We start from the raw sequence: 18350 nt of genomic DNA on the forward strand, positions 1-18350 counted from the left end.
GTGGGAGCCACTGAGTACCGTCCGGTGCTCGCGGTGCCCCCCGTGCCCGTTCCCGCGGCGTCTGTCGCATGTCACACAGCGGGGTGTCCGAATTCCGCCAGCCGCGCCCCTTTCCAGGGCGCAGACTGGACAGCGTGATGGACGAAGACACCAGGTACGCGGCGGTGCGCAGCAGGGACGCCCGGTTCGACGGCGAGTTCTTCTTCGCGGTCGAGACCACGGGCATCTACTGCCGGCCCAGCTGCCCCGCCGTCACCCCCAAGCGGCCCAACGTGCGGTTCTTCGCGACGGCCGCCGCCGCGCAGGGAGCGGGCTTCCGTGCCTGCCGGCGGTGCCGTCCGGACGCCGTGCCGGGCTCGGCCGAGTGGAACGTCCGGGCCGATGTCGTGGGCCGGGCCATGCGGCTGATCGGCGACGGCGTCGTGGACCGGGAGGGCGTCGCCGGGCTCGCCACGCGGCTCGGGTACAGCGCCCGGCAGGTGCAGCGCCAGCTGACCACCGAGCTCGGCGCCGGGCCCGTGGCCCTCGCCCGGGCCCAGCGCGCCCACACGGCGCGCGTGCTGATCCAGACCACCGACCTGCCCATCACGCGGATCGCCTTCGCGGCCGGGTTCGCCAGCGTGCGCCAGTTCAACGACACCGTGCGGCAGGTGTACGCCTCCACCCCGAGCGAACTGCGGGCCGCCGCGCCCAGGGGACGTACCGCCCGGCGGGCGGACAGCCCGAGCGCCGGGATCCCGCTGCGACTCGCCCACCGGGGCCCCTACCACGCGGGTGCCCTCTTCGACCTGCTCGCGCGCGAGGCCGTGCCCGGCGTCGAGGAGGTGAGCGGGCCGCCCGGCCGGCGCACCTACCGGCGGACGCTGCGGCTGCCGTACGGCACCGGCATCGTCTCCGTCGACGAACGCACCCGCAGCTCCGGCTCCGCCACCCGTCCGGGCGGCTGGCTGGACGCCCGGATGCACCTGACCGACCAGCGGGACCTCACCACCGCCGTGCAACGGCTGCGGCGGCTGCTCGACCTCGACGCCGATCCGTACGCCGTCGACGGGCGCCTCGGCGCCGATCCGCGGCTGGCCCCCCTGGTCGCCGCCCGCCCCGGACTGCGCTCGCCCGGCGCCGCCGACCCCGAGGAACTGGCGGTACGGGCGCTGGTGGGGCGGGCGGCGGCGGAGGGGCTGGTCCGGCGGTACGGCAAGGCCCTCGACGCGCCCTGTGGCAGCCTCACCCACCTCTTCCCCGAGGCCGCCGTCCTCGCGGGCGCCGAGCCGGAGGGTGCGCTGGGCGCCCTCACCACGGCACTCGCCGACGGCGCCGTACGTCTCGACCCGGGCGCCGACCGGGAGGACGCGCAGGCCGCCCTGCTCGCCCTGCCCGGCCTGGACGCCCCCACCGTCGCCCGCATCCGCGTCCGCGCCCTCGGCGACCCCGACGTCGCCCCGCCGGGCGCGGACATCCCCGACAGCTGGCGCCCCTGGCGCTCCTATGCCGTACAACACCTGCGCACAGCAGGGGAGTTGGAGTTCCCGTGAGTACCGCAACCCCCGTCCCCGTGACCGACACCCACTGGACCACCGTCGACAGCCCCCTCGGCGAGCTGCTGCTCACCGCCGACCCGGCCGGCACCCTCACCTCCCTGTCCGTGCCCGGGCAGAAGGGCGGGCGGACCGTCCAGGACGGCTGGCGCCGCGATCCCGCGCTCTTCCGGGAGGCCGAGGACCAGCTCGCCGCGTACTTCGCCGGGGAACTGAAGGAGTTCCGGCTGCGGTGGCGCTCCGAGGGGACGCCGTTCCGGCACCGGGTGTGGGACGCCATCGACTCGCTGCCCTACGGCGCGACCACGACCTACGGCGAGATCGCCGCGCGGATCGGCGCCCCGCGCGCCGCGGTACGGGCGGTCGGCGGCGCGATCGGCGCCAACCCGCTGCTCGTGCTTCGCCCCTGCCACCGGATCATCGGCGCCGGCGGCGCGCTGACCGGCTACGCGGGCGGCCTGGAGCGCAAGGTGCGGCTGCTCACGCTGGAAGGCGTGCTGCCCCCGGCGGGCGCCGCCGGTTAACCCGTTGAAGCGCCCGCCGCCCCCGTGGTTCCGTGGGCGGCATGGTGTCGACCGATCGACTCGCGGCCTTCGCCGCCATGTCCTTCCTGCTCATCGTCGTCCCCGGGCCGAGTGTCCTGTTCGTGGTCGGGCGCGCTCTGGCGCAGGGGCGCCGGGCCGCGCTGACCACGGTGGTCGGCAACACGCTCGGGGCCTACGCCGCCGTGATCGCCGTGGCGTTCGGCGTCGGCGCCGTGGTGGAGCGGTCGGCCGCCGTCTTCCTGGCGCTGAAGCTGGCCGGCGCCGCCTATCTGATCCACCTGGGCATCCGCGCGATACGGCAACGGCACACCCTGCGGGCGGCGTTCGGCCGGCCGGAACCCGGCCCCGGGGGGCTGCGCACGCTGTGGGAGGGGTTCGCGGTCGGGGTGACCAACCCGAAGACGATCGTGTTCTTCGCCGCCGTGCTGCCCCAGTTCGTGGACCGCGCGCAGGGGCACGTCAGCGCGCAGATGCTGCTGCTCGGGCTGGTCTTCAACCTCATCGCCGTCGCCTGCGACAGCGTCTGGGGGCTGGCCGCGGCCGGCGCGCGGGACTGGTTCGCCCGGTCCCCGGGGCGGCTCGCGGCCGTCGGCGGCGCCGGCGGCCTGACCATGATCGGCCTCGGCGTGACCGTGGCGGCGACCGGCCGCAAGGACTGAGCGACCCGTCAGCCCCGGATCACCACGCACAGCCAGGCGGCCATGATCAGCTGACATGTGAACAGCTCCACGAGCACGCTGGAGCCGCCCGAGCGCATCGCCGTGCGTACGGCGGCCCAGGCCCCGGCGTGCCGGCCGAGCCGGAGGCGTTCGCAGAGGTAGATGCCGGCCATGAAGCCGGGGATCGCGCCGACGACCGGGACGACGACGAAGCCGACGAGGGAGCCCAGCCCCGCGTAGGCGGCCGTCCGGGGCGTCGCGTCGCTCTCGCGCGGCCTGCGGGGTGGCAGGGCCCAGCGCACCACCTGCGCCAGGAACAGCGCGACGGTGGCGCCGACCAGCACGTACCAGGCGGCCGGCCCCGGGTCCTGCAGCGCCCACCACATCACCGCCGCCCACACCAGCCACGACCCCGGCACGCCGGGCACCAGCACTCCGCACAGGCCGGCGAGCATGAGCAGGCCCGCCAGCAGGAGCTGCCACACTCCCATCCGCCCAGCCTGCCGGAGCGCGGCGCACCTCGCAGGTCGCCGGTGCCGGGTGCGGGCGGCCCGGCCGGTGGCCGGCGGTCGCACCGGACGTGGCGCAAACAGGCCACGGCGCATATGCGCCACGGAACCTCGTGGTCGTACCGTGCGTAACCCTGCCAGGGTGGGGCCACCGGCGCCGACGGGCTCCGGATGTTTCACGTCGCCGGGCGGCTCTCCCGTGGGGGGTGGAGTCGCCCGGTGACCTCTGCCGTGCACCCGTACACCTGTGCGGACGCCGGCTCCGGAGGACGTACTCCGCGCTCCGACACTTGAACGACACGTCACCCCGACACGCCGTGCGCGGGCGGAGAGCCGCGTGCCAATTTCCCGACGCCCCGTTTTCAACCGGGCCGTACGGTGGACAATTGAGGGCATGAGCCAGCAGGGGGGAAGGCCCGCCGGTCACTCCGACGACTGGTGGGGGGAGCTGTACGACGACACCAGCGACGACACGGGACCCGCGCGCACGCCCGAGTCGCTGGACGACCGCTTCGCCTCGGCGGCGGACGCCGTGACCGGGCCGCCGGAGCCCTTCGGGGGCCCACCCGCGCCGGGCCACGACGGCGCACGAACGGCGCGGGACGGCGCTGACCGCGCGCAGAACCCTCCCCGCGCCGGCGCGTCCGTCCCCGGACCGCGCGAGGGCGGGACGCTCCCCTCCGTGCCGCTCCCGCCCACCGGCCCCACCACGTCGGTCACCGGCCGCCCCGCCCCCACCTTCGCGGAGCCGCCCCCGCCGTTCCCGCCCCCGCCCGCACCACCGCGCCTGGCCCCCGTCACCCCCGTTCCGCCGCACCACGTCGGCTCCGGCCCGCCCACCTACGAGCCCGAACCCACCGCCCTGCCGCCCGCCGACCCCGACGACCTCGGCGATCTGGTCGCCGACACCGTGCTGGACGGCGCGCACTACGGCGCCTGCACCCTGCGCGCGGCCTCCGTCCGGGGCGACTCCGCGCGCTACCGGGGCGAACCCCGCCGCGACGCCCTGTTCACCGCGCGGTTCGGCACCGGCGACACCGCGCTCGTGCTGGTCGCGATGGCCACCGGCGCACGCGCCACCGCCGGCGCGCACCGCGCGGCCGCCGAGGTGTGCCGGTGGATAGGACGGGCGGTCGGGCGCAGCCACGCGCGCCTCGCCGAGGACATCCGCGCCGGCCGGCGCGGCGACCTGAAGTCCGGCCTGCACCGCCTCACCGACCGCAGCCTCGGCAAGCTGCGTGCCAGCGCCGCCGAACAGGGACTGCGGCCCGACGAGTACGCCGCCACCCTGCGCTGCCTGCTCCTGCCCGCCGACCCCGGGTGCCGTACGCGCGTCTTCTTCGGCGTCGGCGCCGGAGGCCTGTTCCGGCTGCGCGACGGCGCCTGGCAGGACATCGAACCGCAGCCCGGCGAGGTCGCCGGCGCACCCGTCCTCGGCTTCGGCTCGCTGCCCGAGGTGACCGTCGCGGGTGACCGGCTCACCATGGACCTCGGCATACCGACCCCGCCGAGCCCCTACGAGCCGGCCCCCGAGCCGCCCCGCGAACCCTTCCGCTTCCGCGCCTCCGTCGCCCGACCGGGCGACACCCTCCTGATGTGCACGGGCGGCCTCGCGGAGCCGCTGCGCGGCGAACCGGAGCTGCCCGCGCACCTGCGGGAACGCTGGACCGCCCCGCAGCCGCCGGGGCTCGCCGCCTTCCTCGCCGACACCCAGGTACGGGTGAAGGGCTACGCCGACGACCGTACGGCGGCCGCCGTGTGGGAGGCGTGAGGGCGCACCCTGTGGATTGATGGACCCCAGGAGAGCCGAAGGGGTGCACCGAACCATGGCCAAGCAGAACGTCGCCGAACAGTTCGTCGACATCCTCGCCCGCGCCGGAGTCAAACGCCTGTACGGCGTCGTCGGCGACAGCCTCAACCCGGTCGTCGACGCGATCCGCCGCAACCCCGCCGTCGACTGGATCCACGTGCGGCACGAGGAGACCGCCGCCTTCGCGGCCGGCGCCGAGGCGCAGATCACCGGGAAACTGACGGCCTGCGCCGGCTCCTGCGGGCCCGGCAACCTGCACCTCATCAACGGGCTCTTCGACGCCCACCGGTCCATGGCGCCGGTGCTCGCCCTCGCCTCGCACATCCCCTCCGGCGAGATCGGCCTCGGCTACTTCCAGGAGACCCACCCCGACCGGCTGTTCCAGGAGTGCAGCCACTACAGCGAGATGATCTCCAGCCCGCAGCAGATGCCGAGGCTGCTCCAGACCGCCATCCAGCACGCGATCGGTCAGGGCGGCGTCAGCGTCGTCACCCTGCCCGGCGACATCGCCGACCGGCCCGCCCCCGACCGGGCGCCCGAGTCCGCCCTCGTCACCTCCCGGCCCGGCGTCCGGCCCGCCGACGCGGAGATCGACCGCCTCGTCCAGCTCATCGACGAGGCCGACAAGGTCACCCTGTTCTGCGGCAGCGGCACGGCCGGGGCGCACACCGAGGTGATGGAGTTCGCGGAGAAGATCAAGTCCCCCGTCGGGCACGCCCTGCGCGGCAAGGAGTGGATCCAGTACGACAACAAGTTCGACGTGGGGATGAGCGGACTCCTCGGCTACGGCGCCGCCTACGAGGCCACCCACGAGTGCGACCTCCTGATCCTGCTGGGCACCGACTTCCCGTACAACGCCTTCCTCCCCGACGACGTGCGGATCGCCCAGGTCGACGTCCGCCCCGAACGCCTCGGGCGCCGCTCCAAGCTGGACCTCGCCGTCTGGGGCGACGTCCGCGAGACGCTGCGCTGCCTCGTCCCGCGGGTGCGGACCAAGACGGACCGGCGCTTCCTCGACAAGATGCTCAAGAAGCACGCGGACGCGCTGGAGGGGGTCGTCAAGGCGTACACCCGCAAGGTCGACAAGCACGTCCCGATCCACCCCGAGTACGTGGCGGCCGTGCTGGACGAACTGGCCGACGAGGACGCCGTGTTCACCGTCGACACCGGCATGTGCAACGTCTGGGCGGCCCGCTACATCTCGCCCAACGGCCGCCGCCGCATCATCGGCTCGTTCTCCCACGGCTCGATGGCGAACGCGCTGCCGATGGCGATCGGCGCCCAGTTCACCGACCCGGGCCGGCAGGTCGTGTCGATGTCGGGGGACGGCGGGTTCGCCATGCTGATGGGGGACTTCCTGACCCTGGTGCAGTACGACCTGCCGGTGAAGGTCGTACTGTTCGACAACTCGGCGCTCAGCATGGTCGAGCTGGAGATGCTGGTGGCCGGCCTGCCCTCGTACGGCACCACCAACACCAACCCCGACTTCGCCGCCGTCGCCCGCGCCTGCGGTGCCTACGGGGTGCGCGTCGAGAAGCCGAAGCAGCTCGCCGGCGCCCTCAAGGACGCCTTCCGCCACAAGGGGCCCGCCCTGGTGGACGTCGTCACCGACCCCAACGCGCTCTCCATCCCGCCGAAGATCAAGGCCGAGATGGTCACCGGGTTCGCCCTGTCCGCCTCGAAGATCGTCCTGGACGGCGGCGTCGGCCGCATGCTCCAGCTGGCCCGCTCCAACCTCCGCAACGTGCCCCGGCCCTGAGGCCCGTCCGGCGGCGTCTACTCGACGTAGGGCGTCCAGCGGCGCGCGGACGTGTCGTAGGCGTACCGGGGGAGGTCCTCGATGGCGGTGGTGCGGAACGGGCGGCCGTCGTCGTCGATGCGGAGCGTGCCGGACCGGCCCTGGGAGGACCAGTCCAGCTCCAGGTACCACGCACACTCGCACCGCACGGTACGGGCGTTGACCAACAGCACCTCCGGGTCCTCGGCGGAGACGCGGTAGGGCATGCGCACCGCCGGGAGCGGGTCGCCCGCGTCGTTGCCGGGCATCGCGCGGACGATCGGGCGGTCGACGTCCAGGTCCACCGCGAAGTGGCGGGGCGTCAGCGCGCCACCGCAGCCCTGGTCCATGGCGTACGCCGTGCCGGGCACCGGGTCGGCCCGGCCGACCACGCGGACCCGCAGCGCCTCCAGGACCACGGCCGTGGACGTCCTGCCCTGCACGGAGACGCGGATGTTCGTCTCCCGCCCGTGCACGGCGTCCTGGCTCGCCGCCCATCTGCCGGCGTCCTGCGGGGCCGGGGGCGGTGGCACCCGGTCCGGAGATCTGCGGATGACGTAGTCGTGACCGCAGCCGAGCGACCACGCCTGCGAGTCGGCGGTCCACGCGAGCGGAGCGGCGACCGCCACCGGGCGCGGCGCGCGCGCCTGTTCCCCGCCGCCCCCGCCGCCGGGACGCAGCGCGACGAGCGCCACGACCAGGGCGGAGGCGAGTCCGGCGGCGAGGGCCAGGCGGCGGTGCCGGTACCAGGGCCGGACGGCCGCGCGCGGAGGTGCCGGCGCGGGCGGCTCCTCCCTGCGGGGCTCCTCCGCGGCAGGTCCCTGGGGAGCCTCCGGGAGGGCCTCGCCCCGCACGGTGGCGGACGACGATGGCGCCGTGCGTCCCTTGCGGCGGGCCGCGGTGGCCAGAAGCCAGTGGCGGTGGAGGTCCAGGCGTTCCTCCGGCGAGGCGCCGCACAGCGCGGCGAAGCGTTCGACGGGGGCGAAGTCGAGCGGCACCGCGTCGCCCGCGCAGTAGCGGTGCAGGGTCGAGGTGTTCATGCCGAGACGGCGGGCCAGCGAGCCGTAACTGCGGTCGGTGCGCGCCTTGAACGCCCGCAGCAGCGCCGCGAACTCCTCCACGTCGTCGTGTGCCGGCACCGCACCCTCCGTCCCGGCCCGGGGACCGCATCCCAGGCACTCACATATCTGCACGTCAGCCGGGCTGGGATGGTTCCACCGTGCCCGATGCCGCGCCGGCCGTTGCGGGCGGCCGGCGGTACGGCCGATGCTCTGGGTGTCGCCCCGCTTCCGCCGGACCCGACCGCCAGGCGGCGCGCGACGATTCCATCGCATACGACACCTCCAGGGGGAGACCCATGTCCCACCGCATCCGAGCCGGCGCGCTCACCGCACTCGTGGTCGCCGGACTCACCGCGCTCACGACCCTCGCCGCACCGGCGGGCGCCGCCGCGCGGGCGCTGCCCTCGCCGGCCTTCCTCTCGGCCTCCCAACTGCCCCCGCACCCCTCGTCCTCCTGGACCGCGGGCAAGGTCACCGACGGGGTGCCGCTGGAACTCGGTCTCTGCCTCGCCGACGTCTTCCCGGGCTACGACTCCCGCTACCGGGAGTTCCGCACCGACCTCGACACCAGCGCCCGCCAGCTCACCATCGTCACGGGCAGTGCGGTCAAGGCCAAGGCCCTCGCCGACCGTATGAACGAGGAGATCCGCACCTGCCCGGACCGCCTGGAGGCGGACCCGGAGATCGGCGCCGCGCACCGTGACCACGGCGCCGTCGCGGTCGAGGAGGGCGCCCATGTCCACGGCCTGCACACCTGGACCGCGTGGGGTGCCACGGACGTCCGCCTGATGTCGGTGGGCCGTGACGGCCGGACCGTCACCGTCGTGGACTGGGCGCAGATGGGCGACTTCTCCGACGCCCCGGTCCGCGCCTTCAAGCGCACCACCACCACGGCGGTCAACAAGCTGTACTGACCGCACCCGCACCGGGCGCGATGGCGGCGCCCTCTCCCACGGGGGTGGGGAGGGTGGCCGCCCTGCCGTACGTATTCGGCCAGTCTCGCCGGCCGCGCCGCCGCACGGACACGGCGGGCCGCCGGGCGGACGTCGAGAACCGGCGGCCCCACGCGCTCCACGGCTACGACCGGATCGGCAGCCCCGGATGCGCAGTTGGGGCGAGCCGGTCCGGCCCGGAGCGCGGCCGGTGCGCGGGCGCCGCCCCCGTGGGGCGGCCGGGGCGGAGGCCGCCGTGGCCGAACACTCGGTCGTTGACAATTCCACATGACTGCCTCGGTGCCCATCGGGCAAGGATCTCCGTGAACGTGTTCGAGCAGGAGGGGAACCGACATCGGCACGCAGGCGGGGGACATGAAGAGGCAGGCACGGGCGCCGCAACTGCGGCGCAGACTCGGGCGGGCGGACCTGAGAGCGGTCCCGGAGGCCCGCAGAGAGCTGCGCGACCTGCTACGGCACTGGGGGCAGCCCGGCAGGGCGGAGATCGCGGAACTGCTCACGAGCGAACTCGTCACCAACGCGATCGTCCACACCGGCGACGAGGCGGTCCTGACAGCCACCCTCGACCCTCACGGGCTGCGGGTGGAGGTACGGGACTACGTGGCCGGCAGGCCGCGGGTGCGGGTGGCCGAGCCGGACGAGAACACGCACGGCAGGGGGCTGGTCCTGGTGGAGTCCCTCGCGGACGCGTGGGGTGTACGGCCGCACGAGCGGGGCAAGTCGGTCTGGTTCGAACTGGAGGCGGACGCGGACGCCGCCTGAACGGCACGGGGTGCGGTCCGTGGCGGACCGCACCCCCGTCCTCTGCCGTCCGGTCCTAACCGAACTGCTGCTCCAGGTCCTTCAGCTTGCGCTCAAGGGAGTCGAGGCGCGGGAGGGCCATGGTGTCGTCCTCCGCGGTGAGGTCGACGGTGATCGGGTCGGAACCGGTGCGCACGGGCTGCAGGGAGGGCCGGGCGCGGACCGGCAGCGGCTCCGCGGTGGATATGGCAGGCTCCGCGGGGACGCGCTCGGCGCTCTGCTCCACCGCGGGCAGCTCGGCGGGACGCCCGCCGCCGCGGCCGATGAAGCCGCGACCGTGGCCCCGGCTGATCGCCTTGAGCTGCGCCCGCTCCAGCCGCTCCTGCTCACGCCGCCGCAGCCGCGACTGCTCCTTCTGCCGCTGGTCCTCGCGCACCTCGTCGACCGCCTCGTCGAGGGTACGGACACCTTCCAGCAGCATCAGCGACCAGGCCTTGTACGTCTCACGCGGCGCCCGCAGCCAGCGGACGATGCGGATCTGCGGCAGCGGACGCGGAATCAGGCCCTGCTCGCGCAGCGCGGCCCGGCGGGTCTGCTTCAGGGCGCGGTCGAAGAGGACCGCCGCCGACAGGGACATGCCCGCGAAGAAGTGGGGCGCGCCGTCGTGGCCGAGGCCACGGGGGGCGTGCACCCAGTTGAACCAGGCCGCGGCGCCCGCGAACGTCCACACCAGTATCCGGGAGCCGAGCGCCGCGTCGCCGTGGCTGGCCTCGCGCACCGCGAGCACCGAGCAGAACATCGCCGCGCCGTCGAGACCGAACGGGACCAGGTATTCCCAGCCGCCGGTGAGGCCGAGGTTCTGCTGGCCGAAGCCGACGAGGCCCTTGAAGGAGAGCGCCGCGGCGACCGCGGCGCAGCAGAAGAGGAGCACGTAGGAAGCGGTGCCGTATATGGCTTCCTTGCGCCTGCGGCGCTCCTCCATACGCTCCCACGAGTCGTCCGCGCTCGCGTCCTTCCCCGCGGAACGCTTGCCGCGCTGGAGCACCGCTACCGCCGTCAGCATCCCCGCGAGCAGTACGGCGCTCGGTAGCAGCCAATTCAGCGATATGTCGGTCAGTCTCATCTGGGGTCCCTTGCATTGGGATAGGGCGTAACGCCCGCCATGGTGGCCCAAACCCACCGGCCCTCAGGGGGTTTCGGGGCAAGAGGCCGCCAGAGAAGTGCAAGGGGATGCCCGGGGCGGCGTTCTGCTCGAACTGCCGCGTGAGGGGCGGGAGTTGAGTTCGAATAAGACTACCCGTACGAGTGGTGCGGCGGAAAGTTGCCGTTCCTCGTGAGGGAGTTGTGAATGCCCAGTCCGCGGGCGGGTGGGCGGTCCTGTTGATCTTACGGGACGTGCCGGGGTGACGGCGCCTCAGCCGGCCGTCGTGGCCAGCAGTTTGGTCACGCGGTCCGCGTCGCAGGTGCGCGGGCAGGTGGCGCAGGTGTCCTCGGGGCGGAGGGTGTAGAACATGCAGCAGCTGGCCCGGTCGCGGGTGGGCAGCTTCTCGCCGCCCGGGCCGGTGAGCTCGCGGAAGGCGGCCGAACCCGCGTACGGCTTGGTCGCGCCGGGCAGCAGCAGCTCCAGCTCGTGGCGCGCGCGGTCCTCCTCGCCGATGAGGTGGGCGACGTACCACAGGCCCTCGACGATCTCGTCGGTCGCCATGCCCCACAGGGCGCGGCCGCGGCGGCGCATCCGGGGGCCGAAGGCGGCGAGGACGGGTTCGAGGTGCTCGGCGACGGCCGCGCGCACCTCGGCGCGCAGCGCCTCCTCGTCCGGTACCACCGTGGCGCCCGGGAGGGTCGCGGCGGGGTCGTCGGGGAGGCAGGCGAAGCCGTGCGGGCGGACCATGAGGTGGCCCATGTCGAAGCCGGGGGCGTCGCGGTCGTACGAGACATGCGTCACGGGGTAGCGGGGGACGCGGCGGCCGAGGAACCACGGGACGGTGATCAGCAGGCAGGCCGGCCAGGCGTAGCGGTGCAGGCCGAAACTGGCGATCACGTCGGGGCGGGCCCGCTGGCCGTAGTCGCGCACGACCTGGGCGTCGTCGTGGGCGAGGAAGGCGTCGAGGGCGGTGCTGCCTGCGGCGAGGGCGTCGCTGGTGATCCATCCGGGGCCGGTGGGGAAGGGCTCCGCGGCGGTCAGCTCGGTGATGCCCATGCTGGGGAGGACTTCCGCGAGGCGGGCGTACGCGCTTGCTGTGGCCGAGGCGGGCACGGGCATACGGGGACCACCCATTCGCAGATGTCTGGGGCCGTTTAGAGGTAAGGCTTACCTTACCCGACGGGATGCGGATAGGAACCCGTGGCTTCAGCGCCTAAGGTGCTTGACGGACGAGTAACAAGCCGCCGTTAATGACCCCAAGTACTGACACGTCCGGAGCCGGAGGAGTGAGCCGTGGAGCGAGGTGCGCAGGGCTTCGCCGGTTCCGCGGTGCCGTGGGGGCGGGTGCCGGGCCAGGGTGTGGGTGCTGTGGGTGCTGTGCGCGCCGCGGAGGTGGCTGAGGGGCGTGAGCGGGGCGGTGCCGGTGGGGGTGTGCGGGGGGAGCACACGCACGGCGAGGCGCCGATGCGGCCTGTGGTGCAGCGGGCGTCCGTGCGGGGGCAGGTGCTGGACGCGCTGCGGGCCGCGCTGGTGAGCGGGGAGCTGCGGCCGGGGGAGGTGTACTCGGCGCCGGCGTTGGGGGAGCGCTTCGGGGTGTCGGCGACGCCCGTGCGGGAGGCCATGCAGCAGCTGGCGTCGGAGGGCGCGGTCGAGGTCGTGCCCAACCGGGGCTTTCGGGTGGTCGTGCGGGATGCGGGTGAGCTGGCCGAACTCGCCGAGGTGCGGCGGCTGATCGAGGCGCCGGTGATTCTGCGACTGGCGCGGGTGGTGCCCGCGGAGCGGTGGGCCGAGCTGCGGCCGTCGGCCGAGGCGACGGTGCGGGCGGCGTCGTCCGGGTGCCGGGTGACGTATGCGGAGGCCGATCGGGCGTTCCACCGGGCCGTGTTGGGGCTCGCGGGGAACGAGCAGTTGGTGCGCGTCGCCGATGACGTGCAGCGGCGGGCGCAGTGGTCGTTGGTCTCGGCGTCCCGGCCGCGTACGGAGCTGGTCGCCGACGCGGCCGAGCATGCGGCGCTGGTGGATGCGCTGGTGCTGCGGGATATGGGCGCCGTGCGGGTCGTCGTGGAGGGGCACTTCGCGCGCTGGTGCTAGTCGCGTCGTGCGGCGCGTGTGGGGGTTGCTGTCGCGCGGGGGGTGCGGGTCTCGTCGGGGGCGGGTCGGGGGGTGTCCGTCCTCGGAACGGCGCGGAATCGGTCACTTACCAACGCACCCGTGTTGACGCGCCAACCGCTGCGGGCGGACACCCCCCGACCCACCCCCTTCCCGCCGTACGCGGGCGCGGCGCCATACGACTGACGCCGGCGCGAGCCGGTCTCTTCCCGCCGCGGGCGGCTGCCGCGCCATGCGCCCAACGCCGGCGCGAGCCGATCTCTTCCCGCCGCAGGCGGCTGCGGCGCCATACGACTGACGCCGGCGCGAGCCGGTCCCTTCCCGCCGCGGGCGGCTGCCGCGCCATGCGCCCAACGCCGCCAGCGAGCGGACCTCTTCCCGCCGCAGGCGGCTGCCGCACCATGCGCCCAACCCCCGGACCGGCCACACGCGGTGCACCTGTGTGTGTCTGCCGCCCGCCGCTCGGGCGAGCCCATCCCCTGCCGCCGTACGCCGGTGCGGATCCATGTGCCCATGCCGGGGTGAGCCGGTCCGCGTCCGCCGGGCGGGTGCCGTGCCGCGCGCTCAACGTCCGGGCAGGGCGCACGTGGTGCCCCTGCGTGTGTCCGGCGCCCGCCGCTCAGGCGAGCCCATCCCTGCCCCGCCGCGGACTGACGGCTGCGGCGCCATGCGCCCGACGCCGGAGCGAGCGGGTCTCTTCCCGTCGCGGGCGGCTGCGGATCCGTGCGCGCATGCCGGGGTGAGCCGGTTCGCGTCCGCCGGGCGAGTGCTGCGTCGTGCGCTCAACGTCCGGGCAGGGCGTACGTGGTGGCCCTGCGTGTGTCCGGCGCCCGCCGCTCGGGCGAGCCCGTACGCCGGTGCGGCGCCGTGCGCGCATGCCGAGGTGAGCTGGTCCCCGTCCGCCCGGCGGGTGCCGGGCCGCGCGCCCAACGCCGGGATCAGGCCCCTGCGTGTGTCCGCCTCCCCTGCCGTCGTACGCCGGTGCGGCGCCGTGCGCTCGCGCCGGTGCGCTCGAACCAACATGTGCGCCGGACGCCCGGGCGCGGCCGGTCCTTGCTGCTGTTTGTTCGCTTCGGGGTGGGGGTCAGGCTGTTGCGGCGTCCGGGGTGGGTGGGGTGAGGTGGGCCGCCAGCCAGGTGGGGACGCCGCCCAGGAGGCGGTAGAGGCGGCGGGCCTCCTCGCGGAGGCGGGAGGCCTCCGGTTCGGGTTCCGTGTCGGCCAGGGAGGCCAGGGCGGGTGCCGTGCCGACGAGGTAGCCCAGTTCCTCGCGGATGCGCAGGGACTCGGCGAAGCCGTGGCGGGCCTCGGCCAAGTCGCCCTCCCGCAGGGCCAGTCCGGCGAGGTGGCGCCAGGTGAAGGAGAGCAGGAGGGCGTTGGCGTGGGCCGTGGCGCCCGCGTGGGCGCGGCGGTAGGCGGCCTGGGCGGACTGGGGGGAGTGGGCGAGGTTCTCGGCGAGCAGGCCGCGGCGGAAGTCCAGCAGGGGGCGTCCGGGGGTGCCGGGAGGGATCAGGGCGGCGGCGCGGCCGAGGGCCGCGCGGGCCTCGTCGGCGCGGTCCCGGACCGTGTGCAGCGTGGCCGCGTAGGCGAGCTGCCCGCGCTCGCAGGCCGCCGCGCCCCGTTCCTCGTCGGTGAGGGCGAGGGCCTCGGCCGTGCGCAGGGCGTCCTCCGCCTCCTCCCAGCCCCGTTCGGTGTACAGACACCGTTCGACCAGCAGCGCGGCGCGCTGCAGCGCGGGCGCCGGCGTGTCCGGGATCAGCAGGGCGGCCGCGTCGGCCCAGCAGGCCCGTGAGCGCAGCCTCCATACCGCGGTCTGGAGGGGATCGTCGTCAGAGGTCGTTCCAGAACCAGACATGGCGGTATGCGCCACGTTGCCCTCCCCGAGCACGCCATCGAGCTGTTGAGTGGTGGCCGCATTTCAACACCAATTCAGCTGCCCGGCCAAGAGGGTGGGTGAAGGATTTCACAAAGTCGTGGGAGTCCTCGGCCTCTCAGGTTTCAGCTCATGCGCAGCGCGAGGAAGAAGTCCAGCTTGTCCTCCAGGCGGGAAAGGTCGCGACTCGTCAACTGCTCGATGCGGCCGACCCGGTAGCGCAGCGTGTTGACGTGCAGGTGGAGCCGGGAGGCGCAGCGGGTCCAGGAGCCGTCGCTCTCCAGGAACGCCTCCAGGGTCGGGATCAGCTCGGCCCGGTGGCGGCGGTCGTAGTCGCGCAAGGGGTCCAGGAGCCGGGCCGTGAAGGCGCGGCGCACGTCGTCGGGGACGAAGGGCAGCAGCAGGACGTGCGACGCCAGTTCCTGGTGGCCCGCCGCGCAGACCCGCCCGGTGCGTGCCGCGGCCACCCGGCGGGCGTGCCGGGCCTCCTCCAGGGCGCCGCGCAGGCCCTCCGCCGAGTGGACGGCCGCGCTGACACCGAGGGTCACCCGCCCGTCGCCGTCCAGGCCGGCCGAGAGGGGGTCCCGTACGGAGGCGAGCAGGGCGTCCGCGAGCACGCCGGTCTCGGAGCCGTCGTGCTCCGCCGAGACCGCCGGAAGGGGGACCAGGGCGATCGCCTCGTCGCCCGTGTGGGCGACGGCGATGCGGTCGGACGGCTCGGGGCCGGTGGCCGCCGGGTCGACCAGGATCTCCTCCAGCAGGGACTGGGCCACCGGTCCGGCCTCGATCTCGGAGCCCTCCCACTCGACGCGGGCCACGACCACCTGCCAGTGCGGGGCGGCGCCGAGGCCCGGCAGCAGGACCGGCGCGGCCACCCGCAGGCGGGCCGCGATCTCGGCGGGCGCGGCGCCCGTCTGGACGAGCTCCAGGACCTCCTGGGCCAGCCGGCGGCGGACCGTGCGAGCGGCGTCGCGGCGGTCGCGCTCCACCGCGATCAGCTGGGTGACGCCGTGCAGCAGGTCCAGGCGCTCCTCCGCCCAGTCGCCGGCGTCCGCCTCCACGGCGAGCAGCCAGTCCGACAGGACCGTCTCGCGGACGTCCCGGGCGGCCCCCGGGGCGCGGCCGCCGCCGCGGACGGGGAAGACGGAGTACGTGGTGGTGCCGAGGATCAGGCGGTGCGGGCCGCGGCGGCCGGTGCGGGCGGCCGCCAGGTGCTCGGCGGCCAGCTGCGCGCAGGCCTCGGGGGGCAGCGTGGGCCCGCCGACCTTGGAGCCCGCGATGAGGCGGCCGGTGGGCGACAGCACCCAGGCGCGCAGGTCCAGGTCGGAGCCGAGGAGGTCGAGCACGACGTCCGGGCCGCCGCCCGCCGGGCCCGAGGTCATCATCCGGCGGTGCCGGTCGACCACGGCGGCGAGGTCCCCGGCGCGCTCGCCCGAGACCTGCCGTACGACGTGCTCGGTGATCGTGGCGAAGGCCACCGACTCGTGCACGGCGAACAGCGGGAGGCGGTGCCGGGCGCATGCGGCGACCAGGTCCTCGGGCACGTCGCCGAGCTCCGCCTCACCGGCCGCGAGGGCCGCGACGCCCGCCTGCGCCAGGAGCCGTACGAAGGGCTCGGAGTCGGCCGCGTCCCGGCGCCAGGCGAGGCCCGTCAGCACCAGTTCACCGCCGGAGAGGTAGCGGCTGGGGTCGCGCAGGTCCGTGGTCATCACGCCCCGGACGGTGCGGTCCAGCTCGTCCTCGCCGCCGAGCAGCCTGAGGCCCAGCGCGTCGGTGTCCAGCAGTGCGCGCAGCCGCATTCTCGTCGCCGCCGTTCTTTGTCTCGAAAACTACGATGGATCTTGACGGGCCTCGGATGGGTGGCCCGTGCGGTGGGCCGTTGAGCGGTGCTCGCCGTCTCCCGTGCTGTGCCCCAGGTCACGACGGCTGTGCCGGACGTTTCCCCAGGAAATCCAGGAGGTTGCTGATGACCTCTGTTCATACGAATCTACAAGATGCCCGCACTGGCCAGCCAACTCCTTCATGGTTTCGGTGACTGACCCCGTTGGAGCAAGGGGCTGTGTACTGACGTCAATCCGCGTTAACAGCACATGAACGAGCCGGGCCCGCCGCACACGGATTGGCTCAATCTGTACGACTCACGAGACGAAGAAGAGAGCCGGTCATGGACTTCCTTCGCCCCGCCAGCTGGGAGGAGGCGCTCGCCGCGAAGGCCGAGCACCCCACCGCTGTGCCGATTGCGGGTGGCACCGATGTGATGGTCGAGATCAACTTCGACCACCGCCGGCCCGAGTACCTCATGGACCTCAACCGCATCGGCGACCTCTGCGAGTGGGAGGTCGGCGAGGACTCCGTGCGACTGGGCGCCTCCGTCCCGTACTCCCGGATCATGGAGCACCTGCGCGCCGAGCTGCCGGGTCTGGCCCTTGCCTCGCACACCGTGGCCTCGCCGCAGATCCGCAACCGCGGCGGCGTCGGCGGCAACCTCGGCACCGCCTCCCCGGCCGGTGACGCCCACCCCGCCCTCCTCGCCGCCGGCGCCGAGGTCGAGGTGGAGTCCGTCCGGGGCTCCCGGCGCATCCCGATCGACGCGTTCTACACCGGCGTGAAGCGCAACGCGCTCGCCGCCGACGAGTTGATCCGCGCCGTGCACGTGAAGAAGGCGGACGGCCCCCAGCAGTACTCGAAGGTGGGCACCCGCAACGCCATGGTCATCGCCGTGTGCGCCTTCGGGCTCGCGCTGCACCCCCGGACGCGGACGGTCCGCACCGGCATCGGCTCCGCCGCCCCCACCCCGGTCCGGGCCAAGGCCGCGGAGGAGTTCCTGAACGCGGCGCTCGAGGAGGGCGGCTTCTGGGACAACGGGAAGATCATCACTCCGTCGGTCGCCAAGCAGTTCGCGCAGCTGTGCTCCGGTGCCTGCAACCCGATCGACGACGTCCGGGGCACGGCCGGCTACCGCCGGCACGCGGTGGGCGTCATGGCCCGCCGGACCCTGACCTGGACCTGGGAGTCGTACCGCGGCACCGCCGCACGCACGGAGGGAGCCGCGTAATGCGCGTCAATTTCACGGTCAACGGCCGTCCGCAGGAAGCCGACGACGTGTGGGAGGGCGAGTCCCTGCTGTACGTGCTGCGCGAGCGGCTCGGCCTGCCGGGGTCCAAGAACGCCTGCGAGCAGGGCGAGTGCGGCTCCTGCACGGTCCGCCTGGACGGGGTGCCGGTGTGTTCCTGCCTGGTCGCCGCCGGACAGGCCGAGGGCCGCGAGGTCGTCACCGTCGAGGGCCTCGCCGACTTCGCCAAGCAGCGGGCCGCGGGCGGCTGCGCCACCGGCGCGTGCGGCACCTCGCTGGACGAGGCGAAGGGCTGGCAGGCCAAGGGCACCGACTCGCAGACCGGCGAGGGCGGCGAACTCTCCCCGGTCCAGCAGGCGTTCATCGACGCCGGCGCCGTCCAGTGCGGTTTCTGCACGCCGGGCCTGCTGGTCGCCGCCGACGAGATGCTGGAGAGCAACCCGAACCCGTCCGACGCGGACATCCGCGAGGCGCTCTCGGGCAACCTGTGCCGCTGCACCGGCTACGAGAAGATCATGGACGCGGTCCGCCTGGCGGCCGCCCGTCAGTCCGAGGGGGTCTGAG

General features: G+C 74.3%; 16 protein-coding genes. 10 read left to right on the plus strand and 6 right to left on the minus strand.

Annotation, left to right across the window (positions count from 1 at the left end; genetic code table 11):
- The first annotated feature begins 137 nt into the window (after nucleotides 1–137).
- The 3 genes from ACZ7LV_RS12060 to ACZ7LV_RS12070 are packed head-to-tail and all read left to right on the plus strand — an operon-like array spanning nucleotide 138 to nucleotide 2739.
- A complete protein-coding gene (locus ACZ7LV_RS12060) occupies nucleotides 138–1532 on the plus strand; it encodes an AlkA N-terminal domain-containing protein (RefSeq protein ID WP_471939188.1) in 1395 nt (464 codons plus the stop codon).
- 20 nt (nucleotides 1533–1552) lie between these two features.
- Nucleotides 1553–2059 (plus strand): methylated-DNA--[protein]-cysteine S-methyltransferase, encoded by a 507-nt coding sequence (locus ACZ7LV_RS12065; RefSeq protein ID WP_471939190.1) that lies wholly within the window; start codon nucleotides 1553–1555, stop codon nucleotides 2057–2059.
- A gap of 41 nt (nucleotides 2060–2100) precedes the next feature.
- Nucleotides 2101–2739 carry a LysE family translocator gene (locus ACZ7LV_RS12070; RefSeq protein ID WP_471938377.1) on the plus strand — a complete coding sequence of 213 codons (639 nt, stop codon included), beginning with the start codon at nucleotides 2101–2103 and terminating at the stop codon, nucleotides 2737–2739.
- An 8-nt stretch (nucleotides 2740–2747) separates the two neighbouring features.
- On the opposite strand, the gene ACZ7LV_RS12075 is transcribed toward ACZ7LV_RS12070, so the two are convergent.
- On the minus strand, nucleotides 2748–3230 hold the full coding sequence (locus tag ACZ7LV_RS12075; protein WP_471938379.1) for a DUF456 domain-containing protein: 483 nt from the start codon (nucleotides 3228–3230) through the stop codon (nucleotides 2748–2750).
- A 412-nt stretch (nucleotides 3231–3642) separates the two neighbouring features.
- Here ACZ7LV_RS12075 and ACZ7LV_RS12080 point away from each other — a divergent pair, with 412 nt between their 5' ends.
- Nucleotides 3643–5019: a protein phosphatase 2C domain-containing protein gene (locus ACZ7LV_RS12080; protein ID WP_471938381.1), complete on the plus strand. Its 1377-nt coding sequence runs from the start codon at nucleotides 3643–3645 to the stop codon at nucleotides 5017–5019.
- A gap of 55 nt (nucleotides 5020–5074) precedes the next feature.
- Nucleotides 5075–6817: a pyruvate dehydrogenase gene (locus ACZ7LV_RS12085; RefSeq protein WP_471938383.1), complete on the plus strand. Its 1743-nt coding sequence runs from the start codon at nucleotides 5075–5077 to the stop codon at nucleotides 6815–6817.
- Between the two features lie 17 nt (nucleotides 6818–6834).
- Here ACZ7LV_RS12085 and ACZ7LV_RS12090 read toward each other — a convergent pair whose 3' ends face one another.
- Entirely contained in the window at nucleotides 6835–7974 is a 1140-nt protein-coding gene (locus tag ACZ7LV_RS12090; protein WP_471938385.1) for a helix-turn-helix domain-containing protein, read from the minus strand.
- Nucleotides 7975–8192: 218 nt separating this feature from the next.
- Between ACZ7LV_RS12090 and ACZ7LV_RS12095 the strand changes: the two genes are divergently transcribed.
- Nucleotides 8193–8810, plus strand: coding sequence for a hypothetical protein (locus ACZ7LV_RS12095; RefSeq protein WP_471938387.1), 618 nt, complete (start codon nucleotides 8193–8195; stop codon nucleotides 8808–8810).
- Between the two features lie 393 nt (nucleotides 8811–9203).
- Nucleotides 9204–9611, plus strand: a complete 408-nt coding sequence (locus ACZ7LV_RS12100) for an ATP-binding protein (RefSeq protein ID WP_471938389.1) — start codon at nucleotides 9204–9206, stop codon at nucleotides 9609–9611.
- Nucleotides 9612–9666: 55 nt separating this feature from the next.
- On the opposite strand, the gene ACZ7LV_RS12105 is transcribed toward ACZ7LV_RS12100, so the two are convergent.
- Entirely contained in the window at nucleotides 9667–10713 is a 1047-nt protein-coding gene (locus ACZ7LV_RS12105; RefSeq protein ID WP_471938391.1) for a DUF2637 domain-containing protein, read from the minus strand.
- Between the two features lie 291 nt (nucleotides 10714–11004).
- The gene (locus ACZ7LV_RS12110; RefSeq protein WP_471938394.1) at nucleotides 11005–11853 is read right to left on the minus strand and encodes a (2Fe-2S)-binding protein; all 849 of its coding nucleotides are present in this window, start codon (nucleotides 11851–11853) and stop codon (nucleotides 11005–11007) included.
- 174 nt (nucleotides 11854–12027) lie between these two features.
- Between ACZ7LV_RS12110 and ACZ7LV_RS12115 the strand changes: the two genes are divergently transcribed.
- Nucleotides 12028–12825 carry a GntR family transcriptional regulator gene (locus ACZ7LV_RS12115; protein ID WP_471938396.1) on the plus strand — a complete coding sequence of 266 codons (798 nt, stop codon included), beginning with the start codon at nucleotides 12028–12030 and terminating at the stop codon, nucleotides 12823–12825.
- A 1102-nt stretch (nucleotides 12826–13927) separates the two neighbouring features.
- Here ACZ7LV_RS12115 and ACZ7LV_RS12120 read toward each other — a convergent pair.
- Nucleotides 13928–14695 (minus strand): hypothetical protein, encoded by a 768-nt coding sequence (locus ACZ7LV_RS12120; RefSeq protein WP_471938398.1) that lies wholly within the window; start codon nucleotides 14693–14695, stop codon nucleotides 13928–13930.
- 143 nt (nucleotides 14696–14838) lie between these two features.
- Nucleotides 14839–16512, minus strand: coding sequence for a PucR family transcriptional regulator (locus ACZ7LV_RS12125; protein ID WP_471938400.1), 1674 nt, complete (start codon nucleotides 16510–16512; stop codon nucleotides 14839–14841).
- A 365-nt stretch (nucleotides 16513–16877) separates the two neighbouring features.
- Between ACZ7LV_RS12125 and ACZ7LV_RS12130 the strand changes: the two genes are divergently transcribed.
- Entirely contained in the window at nucleotides 16878–17768 is an 891-nt protein-coding gene (locus ACZ7LV_RS12130) for an FAD binding domain-containing protein (RefSeq protein ID WP_471938402.1), read from the plus strand.
- A complete protein-coding gene (locus tag ACZ7LV_RS12135; RefSeq protein ID WP_401665279.1) occupies nucleotides 17768–18349 on the plus strand; it encodes a (2Fe-2S)-binding protein in 582 nt (193 codons plus the stop codon). Before ACZ7LV_RS12130 ends, ACZ7LV_RS12135 begins: the two co-directional genes overlap by 1 nt.
- Nucleotide 18350: the final 1 nt, after the last annotated feature.

This window comes from Streptomyces sp. NPDC107562, assembly GCF_055657325.1.